This window comes from Flavobacterium sp. CF108, assembly GCF_900129795.1.
Taxonomy (GTDB): Bacteria; Bacteroidota; Bacteroidia; order Flavobacteriales; family Flavobacteriaceae; genus Flavobacterium.
Genome location: NZ_FQWW01000004.1, coordinates 333,999 through 351,272 on the forward strand (window position 1 = coordinate 333,999; position 17,274 = coordinate 351,272).

General features: G+C 35.3%; 7 protein-coding genes. 1 reads left to right on the forward strand and 6 read right to left on the reverse strand.

Annotation, left to right across the window (positions count from 1 at the left end; translation table 11 throughout):
- Positions 1–92: 92 nt before the first annotated feature.
- The 3 genes from BUE10_RS23650 to BUE10_RS13170 all read right to left on the reverse strand — a co-directional run bounded on the left by BUE10_RS23650 (position 93) and on the right by BUE10_RS13170 (position 8,962).
- Positions 93–3,074, reverse strand: coding sequence for a DUF7507 domain-containing protein (locus BUE10_RS23650; protein WP_159439061.1), 2,982 nt, complete (start codon positions 3,072–3,074; stop codon positions 93–95).
- Between the two features lie 225 nt (positions 3,075–3,299).
- Positions 3,300–8,084, reverse strand: coding sequence for a T9SS sorting signal type C domain-containing protein (locus tag BUE10_RS13165; RefSeq protein ID WP_083598083.1), 4,785 nt, complete (start codon positions 8,082–8,084; stop codon positions 3,300–3,302).
- 407 nt (positions 8,085–8,491) lie between these two features.
- Positions 8,492–8,962, reverse strand: coding sequence for a regulatory protein RecX (locus BUE10_RS13170; protein WP_073485750.1), 471 nt, complete (start codon positions 8,960–8,962; stop codon positions 8,492–8,494).
- Between the two features lie 280 nt (positions 8,963–9,242).
- Between BUE10_RS13170 and BUE10_RS13175 the strand changes: the two genes are divergently transcribed.
- Positions 9,243–13,868 (forward strand): T9SS sorting signal type C domain-containing protein, encoded by a 4,626-nt coding sequence (locus BUE10_RS13175; protein ID WP_073485752.1) that lies wholly within the window; start codon positions 9,243–9,245, stop codon positions 13,866–13,868.
- Positions 13,869–13,940: 72 nt separating this feature from the next.
- Here the strand turns inward: BUE10_RS13175 and BUE10_RS13180 are convergent, their stop codons facing one another.
- The 3 genes from BUE10_RS13180 to bioD form a co-directional block, all read right to left on the reverse strand.
- Positions 13,941–15,110, reverse strand: coding sequence for a beta-ketoacyl synthase N-terminal-like domain-containing protein (locus tag BUE10_RS13180; protein WP_073485754.1), 1,170 nt, complete (start codon positions 15,108–15,110; stop codon positions 13,941–13,943).
- Between the two features lie 128 nt (positions 15,111–15,238).
- Positions 15,239–16,510 (reverse strand): adenosylmethionine--8-amino-7-oxononanoate transaminase, encoded by a 1,272-nt coding sequence (bioA, locus tag BUE10_RS13185; protein WP_073485756.1) that lies wholly within the window; start codon positions 16,508–16,510, stop codon positions 15,239–15,241.
- Between the two features lie 99 nt (positions 16,511–16,609).
- Entirely contained in the window at positions 16,610–17,227 is a 618-nt protein-coding gene (gene bioD, locus BUE10_RS13190; RefSeq protein WP_073485758.1) for a dethiobiotin synthase, read from the reverse strand.
- Positions 17,228–17,274 lie beyond the last annotated feature (47 nt).

The window sequence follows — 17,274 nt, forward strand, 5'->3', positions numbered from 1 at the left end:
AATACCCACTTTTGGTGATTTTCTAATTATTTTAAAAACAAAAAATCCATTCCGAAAAACGGAATGGATTTTTTTATTAGAAGAAGTTTTTATTATTTAAAGATAATCTTTCTGGTTACTTCGGCTTTGTTTTCAAGGGTAACTTTTACCAGTAAAACCTGCTCTGCAGCCTCTAGATTTGAGATTGACAATTCTGTCGTTCCAACTTTCTTTTTATTGTATAAAAGTTTTCCTGTAATATCAAAAACAGAAACTTCTTTGATGTTCTCTTTTGAAGAAGTTACTTTGATTACTTTGTCTTTTACAGAAACTAAAAGTCCGTCTTTTACATTTTCAAAATCACCAGTTCCTAAAGTTTTATTCGTATAACGTAATACAAAACGATCTGTAAAAGTTCCTATTGCGGTAGTAAACTTGTAATTTCCGGCTTTCAAGTCGTAAATAACTCCTGCTTTTTTATCTTCAAGATAAACTGCCTGATTGTTCAATAATCCATCAGTATGGTCAATTGCGATTGTAAATTCTCCTGCAACGGCAGTTTTGTACCCAAGAGCAACTAAATCTGTATCTTCAAAAGGCACTGCACGTCCCTGAACAGTTAATTTTTTAGCATCGCTGATACTGTAGAAATCAACATAAGTATTTCCGTTAAGGGTAGCTGCATCATAATTTTGATCCCAGCTGTTTGTTGCTCCGTCTATATAACCAATTAAGGCTTGTTTAAAAGCACCTTCGGCATTTGTAAAGTTCAGCCACAAACGGTTTGTTTCACCAGCTGTTTGGGAAGTTTTAAAGAACTGGGTGTTATCACCGGGAATCCTCATACCGTTTGTAAATACGATATTACTTCCTGTGCTGGCTTTAAAGAAAAATGCCTGTCCTGCAGCAATACTTCCTGTTGGAGCAGCTGCACCGCTTGTTGTTACAGTACTTCCGGTTAAAGTATAAACAGCATAATCTGCCGCTGTGTAATTGTATTTTGCATCTCCAATTACACTTCCGTTTGGAGGTGAATTGTGTGTCCAGAAATATAAAGCTCCTGTTCCTGTGTCATTTATCAATTTATTGGCATTGATAGCTGATGGATACGGATTTCCTATTAAATTCCATTTTGCTGCTGTTGGCGTAAAAGTAATATCTCCATTGTTTGGAACTCCTGTAAAAGAAGCTGGATAAACAGCTGTAGTATTGATGTCAAATTCCTGTGGTGCTCTAATGATATATCCTTGTCCCGGAACCATTACTAATGTTCCGTTATAACTAATTACCCATCCTGTTGATGGATTAAAGCTTTGATATTTATCTGCCAAAGTTGTAGGTGAAACATCATGAAGTGTTAAACCAGGTGTTGCTGTAACTGGTGTTGACCAATAGGTATAGTCATAACGACGTACTGGTGCGGTATTTCTCTTATAAGTAATATTCCCTGAGTTAACTGCATTTGTGGTTTGAACCAGACTGGCATTGTTATCAAAAGTTAAAGAACCACCTGTATTAACGGTTAAGGCATTTGTAATGGTTAAGGTTCTTCCTGATGGAACTGTCAAGTTAACTCCATTATTTATTGTACAAGAACAGGCATTTAAATCTGCTGAAATTGTAAACGCTCCAGTAAAAACAGCTCTTTTTGTTGCAGTTGGAGTTCCATTAGACCAAGCCGTTCCGTTCCATGTTGTGGAAGAGTGATCTGTAACTGTTGCTCCAAGACTCGATGGTGATTTACAGCCGATACTATTAGTAACTCTAAAAGTATATGTATTGGCGGCGAGTGAAGAAATTGTTGTACTCGTTCCCGTACCGGTATGTGTAGCAGATCCCGGACTTCTTTCTATAGTCCAAGTTCCTGTTGCAGGCAGATTATTTAAAGTAACACTTCCTAAAGCAGCGCATGAAACATCACTTATTGTACCAATAGTTGGGGGTGACAATAAATCTATGGATGTTGAGATGTTATCTGTGTAGGTATGTCCCGAAATGTCTTCAACGACATTTAACGATGGATCAGTACCTATAACTTTTGCAGAATTAACAACTCTTCCTGCAATTACATCAGCACTAGTAATAGTATATGTTCCGGTTAATGTAGCAGTTGCCCCAGCCGCCAAACTAGCAATTGGATTTCCTGTTATAGTGATTCCCGGCATTGGATCGGTTACATGAATATCTGTAATGGGAACTTCTCCTGTATTTTTTACATTAAAATTATAATTAATAACATCTCCAGCTTTTCCACATGACGGCATCGAAGCTGTTTTTATAAGACTTAATTCAGCAATTTTTAATGAATTAGTATTAAAAGCAATAAAAGCACAATCTGAACTACCTGAAAAAGTCACCACAAAACGATCGACCTGTGCAGCGTTTGCAGATGTTATTCCAAATTGACTGGTTTCAATTGCAAGCATTCTAATGTCTCTTGTTGACGCCGCAGTAAATCCAATAGTTCCATCCATTTTAAATAAATCAAGACTATATGTACCGATTGCAGTTACAGCATCAAATTTTATAGATAATTCAGTTCCGACTGTATTCCCAGAGGCATCAATAAATTTAAAAGTATCCGGTGTTCCTCCTGGGTCTGCAACCTGAGTTACAATTAAATCAGGAATTCCGTCACCAACACCTGAAAGATTCAGGTTATTGGTACCAACTTTAAATTCAGCTGTTCCGGCTTTTATATTAGCAACACCTGTACCAATTGACAGGCCACTTACTCCATCAGTTAATCTTGATGCAAGTTCTGCACCTGTAGCAGTTGTACCAGCTAAAGCAGGAATCAAAGTTGCCGTACTTGCTGATCCGTCTATCATAGAACCTTGCAAAAAATAGGAGCTTGATGTTGAACCAAGAGATTGAATTTTTAAAGCTCTAAATTTTTGTGCATTATATGTTACAGAATGTGAATTAAGTACCGTGTTATCAACTCCAGTTGAGTAGGTAGTACCATTCCAAGAGAATGCTAATAAGTTGTTTTCTCTGTCTGGGCGGTTGCCGGCTGCTGTAGTCGAATTCGAAGTCCAATAGCCGTTCCAATCGGTGTAGATTCTTGAAACTGAAGTTAATTGAGCTGACATTTTTAAAGAAAACAATAAAAATATAAATAGTGTTTTTTTAAATAAAGAACGGGTAAACAAAAATAATTTTTGGGGCATATACTTTGTGTTTTTGATTTATTTGGCTGTTAATAAATGATTTATCTTAAAAAGTTTTAAATCGAATTTTTTGCTTCATTTTTTTATTTCATAAATGTTATAACATGTAAAAATCCGGCAGTTTTCACTGTCGGATTTTTTTTTAAATTATTTGAAAATAATTTTCCTCGTTGTTGTAAAGTCATTTTCAAGAGTAACCTTTACCAGTAAAACCTGATCAGAAGACTGCAGATTTGAAATTGATAATTCTGTTACTCCTATTTTGTTTTTACTATATACAAGCTTCCCTGTAATATCATATATGTTTACTTCTTTAATGTTTTCTTTAGAAGAAGTTGCTTTGATTGCTTTATCTTTTACAGAAACCAAAAGTCCATCTTTTACATTTTCAAAATCACCTGTTCCTAAAGTTTTATTAGTATATCGTAATTGGAAACGATCTGTAAATGTTCCTATTTCGCTAGTAAAAGTATAAATACCTGCTTTTAAATCTTGGATTGTATTAGTTACTTTATCTTCAAGATATACCTTTTGACCTTCAAATAAACCGTCAACATGATCTATAGATATAGTAAATTCTCCGGCAATTGCTGTTTTATATCCAAGAGAAATTACATCAGTATCTTCAAAAGGTACTGCACGACCCTGAATCGTTAATTTTTTAGCATCATTAATACTGTAAAAATCTGCATACGTGTTTCCGTTAAGTGTCGCTGCATCATAACTTTGATCCCAGCTGTTTGTTGCTCCGTCGATATATCCAATCAAAGCTTGTTTAAAAGCACCTTCTGCATTTGTAAAATTCAACCATATACGGTTTGTTTCAACTGCAGCTTTTGCTGAAGTTTTAAAGAATTGAGTATTATTGCCCGGAATTCTCATATTGTTTGTAAATACAATATTGTTACCTGTCGTTGCTTTAAAGAAAAATCCCTGTCCTGCAGCAATATTTCCTGTTGGAGCAGCTGCACCACTTGTTGTTACAACGCTTCCTGTTAAACTATATACAGCATAATCTGCAGCAGTATAATTGTATTTTGCATCACCAGCTACTGTTCCGTTTGGAGGTGAATTATGCGTCCAGAAGTACAAAGCACCAACTCCTGTATCATTTATTAATTGATTAGCACTTATCGCTGACGGATAAGGGTTTCCAATTAAGTTCCATTTAGTTGCTGTTGGTGTAACCGTGATATTTCCATTATTTGGTACTCCTTTAAAAGAAGCCTGATAAACTGCGGTGCTGTTTATATCATATTCCTGTGGAGATCTAACAATATATCCTTGTCCCGGAGTCATTACTAAAGTTCCGTTATAATTTATTGTCCATCCAGTAGTTGGATTATAGCTGTAATATTTATCTGCCAGTGTTGTTGGTGATAAATCATGCAACGTTACTCCCGGAGTTGTTGTTACCGGAGTCGACCAATAAGTAAAATCATAACGACGAATAGGTGCAGTGGTTCTTTCCAGTTCAAACGAATTTGCAGCTCCTTGATATGCATTTGCGTCTGTACTTTTTTGTAATAATGAGCCTCCATTTTTAATCAAAAGTTTTCCACCTGCACCAACAATTGTAGTTTCTTGTACCGTTAAAGTCCTATTTGTTGGGACTGTTAATGTAACACCCGGACTAATAGTACAAGAACAAACTTCAAGATCTGAATTCAACATTGTATTAGCTGAAACTGTTATTGCTGAACCGCTTGCAGGGGTTGACGAACCATCATAAATGGTTGGTATAGCAATAAGATTTAAAGCCATTTTTGCATCTCCTGCATCTTCTCTTAATTGAACTTCTATTTTTGAGTTTTTATTTAAACTGTAAATTTGACCTGTTTTTACTAAAACCGGAGCTCCAATATTTTGTCCTGCTGTATATTCAAGAACTTCATCAACATAAATTCTCATATCATCATCGCAGTTTACAACCTGAAGTTGATAATTTCCACAAGGAAAACCTTGGCGTTTGTAAGTTACTGTAAAGTTATCCACTGGAATTGGTGCACCTTGCCATGCAGTTGCTGAAGAAGGTGATCTATCAGCTGCCCATGAAGTTGTTGTGTTAATATTTAAACTTGAATCAACATATGTTCCTGCATAAGCCGTTTGAGTCAAATCAAAATTGTTTTTTGTAAAACCATAAACATTCCAAACATTATCTCCGTATGGCAAGTTAACGTTATCTCCTTTAATTAAACCGTATGAAAAAGCAGTACGCGCTGAACCTATATTTTCATAATATTCTAAGATAAATTCGTGAGAACCCGCAGTTAACGTATATAAAGCTGCGTCTACAATAAAGCTATGATCATTCCATCTGCTTAAAACTAAATTACCATCAATATATAATCTTACTCCATCATCACTTCCAATTGAAATATTATAAGTTCCAGCTGCAGTTGTTGTTCTCATTTTGTAACGAACAAAATAGTTATCTGCAGGAGCAGTTCCGCATATGTTTGTTACAACTCCTCTTACTGTACTATTTCCAATATTACGATCAAAAATCGCTGGTTCAGTTACGTTTCCAATAAAAACATTTGTTGCACTGGCCGCTGCCGCATTAAAGGCAAGATTTGGAGCAGCATTTGTCCATTTATAAACATAACCTATCCAAGAATCCACACCAAATGTTGTCTGATCTCCCTGCCCGCAAATAATAATTTCATCAGCTCCCATATCTGGAGCCGTTGTACTTCTTGTTTCGTTGTCAATATCTGTTGTAAAACCAGTTATTGGTGTTCCTTTTTCATGAATCCCCGAGTTAGTTGTATTTTGAACTAAGTGAAAATCAGTAGTAGAAATAAATTTTGGTTCAACTATAATAGAACTTTGCTCTTTTGCTGCGGCAACCGCTTTCCAGGCTGCAAGGGTTGTATAAGTTCCTGATGATAATTTATTTGATAAGGCACCTGTACTTGCTAAGTAATAATTATTATTATTAAACTCTGTTATTGCTGTATGATCTGTACTAGAATTTATTAAATACTGTGTTCCTGTAGTTTGCGAATTATAGAAAATATTATTTTTAATTCCGATACTACTTCCGGCTGCAATCGTTAAACAAGCCGAATTTGTTACTGCAGAAACTGAGTTCATTACCAATGTATTGTAATAAATTTTACCTCCGGAACCTGAGTTATAATTAATACTCGATGACGCTTTTTTAGAGTAGACATCGCTAATTATGTTATTATATACTGTATTAGTGTTATTGTTGATATACAATCCGTTTGCTTTTTCATCAACAGAACTAATCGCACTTAGTGTATTTCCATAAATAACATGACTGGTCCCTGCGTTTAAAGCTATACCATTTACATCTTTAGATGCTGATATAGCACTAATTGCATTAGCATAAATAGTATTCGTTCCTCCATTTATAGAAATACCACTAGTTTCAACATTATTTGCTGTTGTTGCGATTGTTGCTATCGTGTTACTGTAAATGGTATTTATTCCTTTGTCAATATAGATTCCTGCACAATAACCGTTTGAAACACCACTACTTACGTCTCTGATGGTATTGCTGAAAATCTGACCGTTACTTGTTCCTAATATAATTATACCGGAATGCATTGGACTGTAACTGTTAGTGTTTTTTTGAACTCCATTTATTGTATTACCTGAAATCTCATAATCTTTAGCATTATTTAAATAAACTCCTAAAAATGGTTTATCTGCTACAGTTGTTCCTCCAATTATATTATTCTGAACTTTCCAGCCAGTTGAAAGAGTTGTTGCATTTCCGGCTACATAAACAGCTTGACCAACTTTTGTAAAAGTTACATTTTGAACTAAATTATTTGAATTAGCAGCCTCTGCATCACTTCCAACAGAACTCGTTCCTCCTCCAAATACACCAACAGACAAATCATCATCTCTATAGTTTTGTCTTAAAATCAAGTTTTTAATTTCGTTATTTAATGCTCCGTTTGTTCCATTTTCGCTCGCAATCCATATAACGCTTTTCTTTGGATTTATTGGGTTGTTATTGTAAATCGTTAGGTTTTTAGATGCTGTCCCATTATTACTTCCATCAAAAATAACATTGTCAACACCGTTTAATTTAAAAACTGCAGGTGTCGATGTTGATGCTGGTAAATTTGTAGATTCAATAGAAACTGTCTTACCAGTATTTGGCTTAAAAGTAACTTTATACAACGTATTGTTGAAGTAAGGATTTATATTTAATGGAAAAACTTCGTTTGTAGCTCTGGTATAAGTTGTATTATCCAACAAAAATGTTACCGCAGCAGAAACCCCAACGTTGTTAAGTGTATTTATAGCAGATGTAAGAGTGCTGAAATCAGCTGCTGCACCACTTCCAATTGTATAAGTTCCAGCTAAAGGTCCCATTAATTTACCTGTAAACTTTAATGTATTGGCTAAAATCTGCCATTTAATATTATTATAATCTGTTCCTTTTGTGTAAAGGCGAATAATTAATTTTTGATTTGAATTTAAAGATTCGTTGATCTTAATGCTCTTTGAAGGATTTCCTGAAATTGATTCTTCTGTAACTAAATTACTGGCATCATTATAAAAGTCATAAGTACCGGGAACGGTTCCGTTTTGAGAAACATAATATTTTGCAATATAAGTAGATGGACCGGGTGTACCTCCGTTTGGAATACTGGCTTGTTGAAAAACTAAATTTGAAATCCAGATAACATTGTTTGTTGTAGGTGTAATTGAAACCTCAATATATCTATAATGTTCAAAATCAGGATTGTTCCAGCCAGTAACTAATGCTCCCGTACTTCCGTACGCTATAGGGTTTTGATCTGATGTAAAAGTACCAGACTGAACATAACTTTGTTTGGTTGTAATATTGCCATCTGATGTTAAAGCCCAAGAAGCTAAATCAACGGTTTGTGCAATGCCAAAAAAAGGTAAAAACAAAAATAAAAGTAGAGTTTTCATCATGTTAAATGTTTTCTATCAGATTGTTATGCTGGCATAATACATTACACCTACTCAAAGATATATACATCTACGCGTTTGATTTTATGACGGTTTTTAGAATAGGCATATAATCGATAAACCGATGGAATAATCGATGAAATGCATAGTAAAAATGATGATTTTATGGAATTTCTTATAAAATGGACTTGTTAAAAATAAGAAAAATCTTTAATATTAGATGTTTTAAGCGTGCCTTTTTGAAATAATATTCGAAAAAACGTCTTGTTTTGTAAAAAATCCTCAGAAAAGCAATATTTTACAACTATAGGTTGTTTTTTATTCCGTAAGGAATTTAAGATATTTCCAGATGACAATTTGCTAATTAAATAGAAGTAAAATTCATTGTTTCAAATACAATTTTGAATGATTTATTCTTGCTCTAATTCTTTAACTTTTTCATAAACGAGATTACTTTCATAACCTTTACGAAGCATATAATCACAAAATTTTTTTCGCTTTTTTAAAATGTTTTTTTCTTGAATATTATTCCATGATCTTTCAGACAAATTTTCAAAACTTTCTGCATATTCCTCTGCAGAAATTTCCTTGAGGGCGAGATTTATATTTGTTGAAGAAATATTTCGCAGTTTAAGTTCATTTGCAATCCTAATTTTTCCCCAATTTTTGATTCTGTGTTTGCCTCTTGCGAAACTGCAGGCAAAACGTGTTTCATTCAAAAAGTTATTCTCAATTAACTGAACAACAATAGAATCAATCTCATCAGAAGTCATTTTTAAGCTGTAAAGTTTAAAAACAACTTCGTCATGACAGCGCTCTTGATAGCCACAAAAGCGTTCTAATTTCTGTAAAGCTTCTTTTGGTGTATAAATTTGGTTCATGAGTATTTTCTTTCTTTTTAACTATAAATGCCAAAAATAATCATTTATTCGTTAAATTCTTACATGTTTTTTAACTATTTCTCAAAACTCTTTTTGTAAAATCTTGTTTATGTGGAGAATTATAATAATTTTGTCCACAAATTCTGTTTGTTAAACTGCCCTGTTTTTTAAACAGTTATCAATAAGAATTTAAGTTCAAAATTAAGTCTTTCGTTCATAACGAAATTTGAAATTTTTTATTTGAATTTAACGCCAAAACAAATTTAATACCACGCCTACTATGATTCGAAAACTACTTTTGTTCGTTCGTTCTTTATTTTTAAATTTTTCTAATTCTTCTAAAGGAAGGCCTTTTAGTCCTATTTCTTCAATTGATAACGATTCTCAAGTTTGGATGTTAAATAAATTGACGGGATCTAAAACGGTCTTGGACGGGAGAATAAAATATCTTTTTATTCTATTATTTTCTATTTTTATAAATTCAGTTTCTGGGCAAATAACTCAGCCAACAGCTTGGACCAAGGCATATGATCAAACATCATTAACGGGTACAGGTACAAGTTTTGCTATTGCTGCAGGTTCTAATCGTATTCTGGTTGTAGCCATTGCAACAACATTTACTGGTTCAGGTTCTGGAACTCAAGTTGATCCGACAACTATTTCATATGGTGGTGTTACCTTAACTAAGGCTGCGGGTAATGGAGGCACAACTGGACGTATGCATACTTGGTTGTATTACCTAAAAGACAATGCAGTTATGAATGCTACTTCTCGTGCGCTTAATATAACTGGTGGAGCAGTAACTAGTGCAACATTGGCAAATATGACGGTTTGGTATAGTGTGTATGCAGGAGTTGATCAGGTACCGGCGTCTTATACATCAGGAAATGGTTTTAATAATTCAGGATCGAATGCCGCTGCACAATTAAGTGCTGGAATGGCTGTGAATACTAACGAACAAGCAGTTTATATATCAAGTATATATAATGATAATAGCACGACAATACCCGTTTATACAGTTAATGCTAACTGGAATAGTGGCGGTTTTAATACCGGAACCTCTACTAGTGGCGGTAATATTGCTTGGAAAAATCAAGTGTCAAACCGTAATATACCTGGTTCAAATATAACAGGAGAGCTAGCTACAACATCCTCAATTACTCCCAATGGGGATGATTTTCGTTTTGCTTTGTCGGCTATGAGTTTACCAAGATCAACTCCTCCAACAATTACAAGTTTAGGTTCTACAAGCGGTTGTGCAGGTGGTAACATAACGATAAACGGAACAAATTTATTTGGAGCAACTGCTTCAAACGTGAAAATTGGAGGTACTGCAGTTTCATCTATAACTTCTAATACGGGAACTCAAATAATCGCTGTAATTGGAACTGGTACTACAGGTCCGGTAACTGTTACCAATACAAATGGGACAGCTACAAGTGCATCTAATTTTACTGTAGCAACTGCTTCTCCAACAACATCAAATGCAGGAGTAGACCAAACAGGAACTAGTAGTTCTTCTTTTATATTGGCTGCCAATACTCCAATTGTTGGTACAGGAACTTGGTCAATAGCAAGTGGTCCAAGTACATCCACAAGTCAATTTGTTAGCCTTACAGATCCAACAACCACATTTAATCGAGCAATTGCGGGGACGTATGTATTAAATTGGACAATAAGTAATGGTTGCGGTACATCTACTGATCAGGTTGTTATTGCGAATTGTGTGAGTAATTTAATTAGTAATGGTGATTTTACTAATAGTGCAGCAGGAAATAATTTGGCAGCAAATTGGACATTTGCCACAACAAAGGGAAGTTATGTCGAAACTCAGCTTGAGAATACTTATTTTGCTACTGGTAATACTATTGGTTTTACCGCAGAATTAGATGCAGAGGCATCGCTGAGACAAAATAATATATCAGTTGTGCCCGGTGTTTCTTATACAGTAAGTTTTCTTTATGCTCGAAGACCAACCGCTGGTACACCTGCAACAACTAATTTAGATATTAAAATTACCGGTGGTACGGTTCCTATTTCATCATCAACTTTGTTTGCTACTAGTAGTACTCCTACAACAGGTACTTTTACCTTTACACCAACGAGTTCTTTAATAGGGATTGAATTTTATAACTCCTTATCTGGATCATCGACCCTTGGGACTATTATTGATGATATAGTTTTACTTCCAACTTCTCAAGTGGCTCCAGTTGCGACAACAGTTCCTAAAGGTGTTTTTAAAACCTTAACCTCTTGCGCAGGTGTACCTGTTCAATTGGATGTGGATAACGTTACTGCTTCAGGTGTAACTTATGCATGGACAACAACATCTCCAGGAGCGGTGTTTTCTTCAACTAATATTAAAAACCCTACGATAACATTTACTGGTTCAGGGATTCAGGAAGCAACAGTTGTTGCAACCACATCAGGCGGTTGTTCAAGCGGTGCGTCTACTATATATGTTAATGTAATTGCTGCTCCAACAGCTTACGCTGTTACCGGGGGAGGATCATATTGTTCTGGCGGCACAGGAGTTTTGGTCGGTTTGGCTAATTCTACTACGGGGGTTAACTACCAGTTGCAAATAGGCGGTGTCAATTCTGGAACTGCTATTGCAGGAACAACAGGATCACCAATTAATTTTGGCCTTAAAACAGTAGCGGGTACATATACAGTTGTTGCTACAAACCCTACCACTACTTGTAGTTCAAATATGACTGGTAATGCAGTAATAACAATAAATCAAGCACCGGCAACATTGAGTTACACTTTTTCTACTCAATCGTACTGTATTGGAACACCTATTTCAGCTAATAGTGCAACCTTAGGAACAACTGGTACCCCAGCGGCTGCCTTTGCTATATCTCCAGCTTTACCAGCGGGACTATCAATTAGTACATCTACTGGAGCAATAACAGGTACACCGACAGTTTCAGCAGTGGCTGCAAATTACACAGTAACAGCCAGCAATACTTGTGGAAATGCGACAGCTGTTATAAATTTAACTGTTAACGTAAAACCAACGACTCCAACTGCATCTGTAACAACTCAGCCAACATGTGCTGTGCCTACGGCAACTATTACAGTTTCAAGCCCGGCACCAGCAGCAGGAATTACTTATAGTATTGACGGTACAACTTATACTAATACTACTGGTATATTTACAGGAGTAGCAACAGGATCATCATATAATGTTACTACTAAAAACAGTTCAGGATGTGAATCTCCAATTACAGTTGTTTCTGTAAATGCTTATGCAGGTAAAACATGGAACGGGAGTGTAAGCACAAATTGGAACGCAGCCGGAAACTGGACCCCAAGCGGCGTTCCTACTGTTGATGACTGTGTAGTGATTCCAGATCTAACTTCTATCACAAACAAGCCGGAAATTACTGGAACAAATATTGAATTTAAAGCACATACCTTTAATTTAAATAATAATAGTTCTTTTATAGTAAGAAGTACAAACACCCTAACTATTACCAATGCAGTAACAGTTAATACCGGAAGTTCTTTAACCTTTGAGAACAATGCCAGTCTGGTTCAAATTACAAATGCAGTTAACTCAGGGAACATTACTTATAAAAGAAATACCGCACCAGTACGTCGTTATGACTACACCTATTGGGCTACACCTATTACAGCAACACCAGGTTTTACACTTCATGATTTATCACCAACAACCCTGGCTGACAAATACCAAATATTTAATTCAGCTGCAACTGCATGGGTGATAGATTATAATGGAGCTTCAGTTATGACGCCTGGACAGGGATATCTTGTAAGAGCTCCACAGGAATTTGACATCAATACTACAGCTGTTTATCCAGCTGCTTTTACAGGGGTTCCAAATAATGGAGATATCATATTTACTCCCGTTGCAGCAAAATGGAATTTAATAGGAAATCCGTATCCATCAGCTATCAATGCCAATAAATTGATAAATGACACAGGAACCGGAGCTTTATATTTCTGGACACACAATTCACCTCCAAACGGAAGTGTAATTGGAGATGCAAAATACAATTACACAGCGGCAGATTATGCTGTTTATACTTTAACCGGAAGTACTGTAACAACAAGCGGTGCAGCTGCTCCAACAGGAAGCATTGCTGCAGGACAGGCATTTTTCTTTAAAGCCAGCACAGGAAGTAATATCGTCTTTACAAACAGCATGAGAATTCCCGGAGATAACACCCAGTTCTTTAAAACTTCACAAACAGCCGGTGAAACAAACCGTTTGTGGCTGAACTTTTCTAATGCTGAAGGCGCTTTTAAACAAGCCTTAATTGGATATATAGACGGCGCAACAAACAGCTGGGATCAAAATTATGATGCAGCCACTCTTAACGGAAATACTTATATAGATTTCTACAGTATCAGTGATGCTAAAAAATTAACGATTCAGGGACGTGAACTTCCTTTTGAAGATACGGATTTAGTTCCGCTTGGGTACAAAACTGCTGTTGCAGGAGAATTTACAATCGCAATTGACCATACTGATGGATTATTGAACAATCAGGCAGTTTATCTGGAAGATAAAGTAACTAGTAAAGTGCATGACCTTAAAGCTGGTAACTATAAATTTACTACCGCAATAGGAACTTTTACAGATCGTTTCACGCTTCGTTATACAAATAAAACATTAGGAACTGGTGATTTTGAAAATGTAAAAGACGGGCTTTTAGTTTCTGTAAAAGACAAAGTAATCAAAGTAACTTCTTCAAAAGAGAACATTAAAGAAGTTGCTGTTTTTGATATTACAGGGAAACTTTTATACAATAAAAAGAAAGTTGGAACGACAGAATTTTCAATCTTAAATCTGCAGGCTGCAGAGCAGGTTTTACTGGTAAAAGTAACTCTTGAAAACAAAGCCGAAGTAACAAGAAAGATTATCTTTAAATAATAAAAACTTCTTCTAATAAAAAATCCATTCCGCAAAACGGAATGGATTTTTTGTTTTAAATAAGATATATACTTATGCTTTTTCGATTAAAATACTCACAGCGTTTCCGCCAAAACCTACTGCATTAACTAAAACTCTTTTAATTGATTTATCTTGTTTTTTTGATTCTGAAAAAGGTGTTTCTATAAAAGTATTATTTTGCAACATCAAAAGTGCCAATTCTAAACTCAACATTCCAGATGCTCCAAAAGTATGTCCGATTTTCCATTTATTAGTGGTTAATAAAGGTAAATTAAACCCAAAAACTTTTTCAATCGCTCGTAATTCTGTCAAATCGCCTTTTATCGTTCCGGGAGCATGCATTACAATCGCATCAACACTTTCTAAATCAATATCTTTTAAAGCCATTTTCATAGATTTTTGAAAACAGTCCGCTTCTGCAGAAATTGAAATATTGTGTTCCAAAATTTCAGTCGCATAACCAACACCTATAACATACGCTATTGCATTTTCTTTTTCTCCTGCTTCTAAACAACAAACTGCTGCGCCTTCACCCAAAATCATGGTGTTTTGTGTTTTCTTGAAATCAAAAGCCAAATTTGGCCACAAATCAATATCCTGATCCATTCGTGAATAAATTTTCAAAGCCCGCATTTGTCCAATTGTAAAATCAGTTAAAGGAGCTTCACTTCCTCCAACCAAAAACTTATCAGCCATTCCAGATTTTAACCATGCAACTCCATTTAAAAGTGCATGAAGCGCCGTTGAGCAGGTAATGGAATGCGAAATTTCAGGCCCCGCACTTTGCAAATCATGTGCAATCCAGGACGAAATATTCCCCAAAGTTGTTGTTGGTGAAGCTAAGGTTTGAGCTTTTCCAGTTTCAAGATATTCCTTATAATGTTTTTCGAATAAATGTGTAGCGCCTCTTGAAGAACCAATATTAATTCCGAAAATATCATTTGAATTCCAGCCTGCATTTTCAATTGCTTTTCGCGAAGCTGCTAAAGCAAATAAAACAGAATCATCTAGAAATTTATACTTAATATCCGATTCGCGAATTTCAGCCACAATCTGTTTCGATTCAGTGTCCAGAGCAGCAACAGAAGTTTCCTGCTGATCCAAAAACTGTTTCGTAAAACCATGGTTATTATCGAGATATTTTTCCCAAACTTGATCAGCATTATTCCCTAACGGAGAAATAGATGAGAAAGCGGTTATGGCAATTTTTGGTGTATTCACAATAGTTTATTTATCACAAAGGTCTGTAAAAAAAATGGCACACTGATTACGCGGGTTAAACAGATTTGCACAGAGTAAATAATTAATCCGCGTAAATCCGTTTTATCCGTTAAAATCTGTGGGCAAAATTATACCATTTCAATGGCTTCTTCGATTGTAGTATATACTTTATGAAGCTGCTCATCTGTCATTATATACGGTGGCAAAATATAAACGATGTTTCCAACGGGGCGTAAAACGACTCCATTATCAATAAAGAAATTATACAATTTTGTCCGCATTGATCCATAATAGCTTTCTTCTGAATCTGATTTTATTTCAACAGCAAAAATAACTCCCAATGTTCTGGCGGTAATTACTTTCGGATGGTTCTCGATTTTCCTTTGAAAATTTAAATGACTTGCATTTATTCTTTCAATATTTTGCTGCATTTCTGTTGTCTGCAATAAATCCATACTTGCTAAAGCTGCTGCACAACCCGTTGGATTTGCTGTAAATGTATGGCCATGAAATAATGCTTTGTTGATATCATCATCATAAAATGCATCAAAAATATCCTGAGTAAAGGTCGTAATCGCCATTGGGATTGTTCCTCCGGTTAAGGCTTTCGAAAGACAAATCATATCCGGTTCTTCTGAAACATAATCCATTGCAAAAGTTTTTCCGGTTTTGCCAAAACCTGTCATCACTTCATCGGCAATGGTCAGGACTTTATTTGCTGTACAAATCTGAATCAGTTTTTCTAACGCTTCAGGTTCATACATCACCATTCCTGCTGCGCCCTGTACCAAAGGTTCGAAAATAAATCCGGCACAATTATGTTTTTTAATTGCATTTTCTAAAGCATCAAAACTTACCTGCTCCTGCCCTTTTGTTGGAACCGGAATTCGAACTACGTCTATAAACATCCCTTGAAAAGCTTGTGTATAAAACGAAATTCCGCTTGCCGCCATTGCCGCAAAAGTATCTCCGTGAAAAGCATTTTCAAAAGCAATAATCGTTGTTCGCTTTTCATTTTTATTAAAAAAATATTGGAGAGCAACTTTTATTGCTACTTCAACTGCCGTAGAACCATTATCTGAAAAGAAAATCTTCTGCTGGTTTTTTGGTAAAATTTCCATTAATTTTTCAGCAACTTTTACTGCCGGTTCGTGTGTAAAACCGCCAAACAAAACGTGTTCTAAAGTCGTCAATTGTTTGTAAATAGCATCGGCAATAAATTTATTACTATGCCCAAACGGGTTTACCCACCAGGAAGCAATTGCATCGATGTATTCTTTATTATTTTCATCCCAAAGTAATGCGCCTTCTGCTTTTGTAATTGCAATTGGCGTTTGTGAAGTTTTATGCTGTGTATAAGGATGCCAAAGGTATTGGCGGTCTTTTTCTGTTAAGCTCATTTTTTAAGAAAATAGAAGAAAGAGAATAGAAAAAAGACTAAACTCAATTGTTTAAGCAAAGATAGGAAAGTCTATTTTCTTTATTCTATAATCTTTACGCTATAAATTAAGCAAATTATCTCTAAATAAATCGGCGTATTCTTTAATTACATTTTGATCAAAATAGGGCTCTTCGTCAATTCTTCCTATGCAATTTACACCAGTTTTATTCAAAATTAAACTTTCCGTTGATTTGTTTTCGCTTCCGCTGAAGATAATTCCGACAACTTTAAATCCCCTATTCTGAATTGCTTCAATCGTTAATAAAGTATGATTGATACTTCCCAGATAATGTCTTGAAACAACAACAATTTTATAATCTGGTTGTATTAAATCGATGATTGTTTCTTTATCATTTAACGGAACAAAAATTCCGCCAGCTCCTTCAATAACTAAATTGTTCTTTGTTTTCGGTTCCTGAATTTGATTTAATTCGATTTTTATTCCATCAATTTCTGCCGCCAAATGTGGACTTGCAGGTGTCTTCAGTTTATAACTATTCTCAAAAATTTGAGTTTTTTTATTAGAAATCCGGGATTGAATTTTATCACTGTCGGAATTGTCTAAATCTCCAGCTTGAATGGGTTTCCAATAATCAGCTTCTAAAGCTTCGACAATAATCGAAGACGCGATTGTTTTACCCACATCTGTCGAAATTCCTGTTACAAATATTTTCATAGGTTTGTTGTTTCGCAGAAATACACAAAGAATCACCAAGATTCACA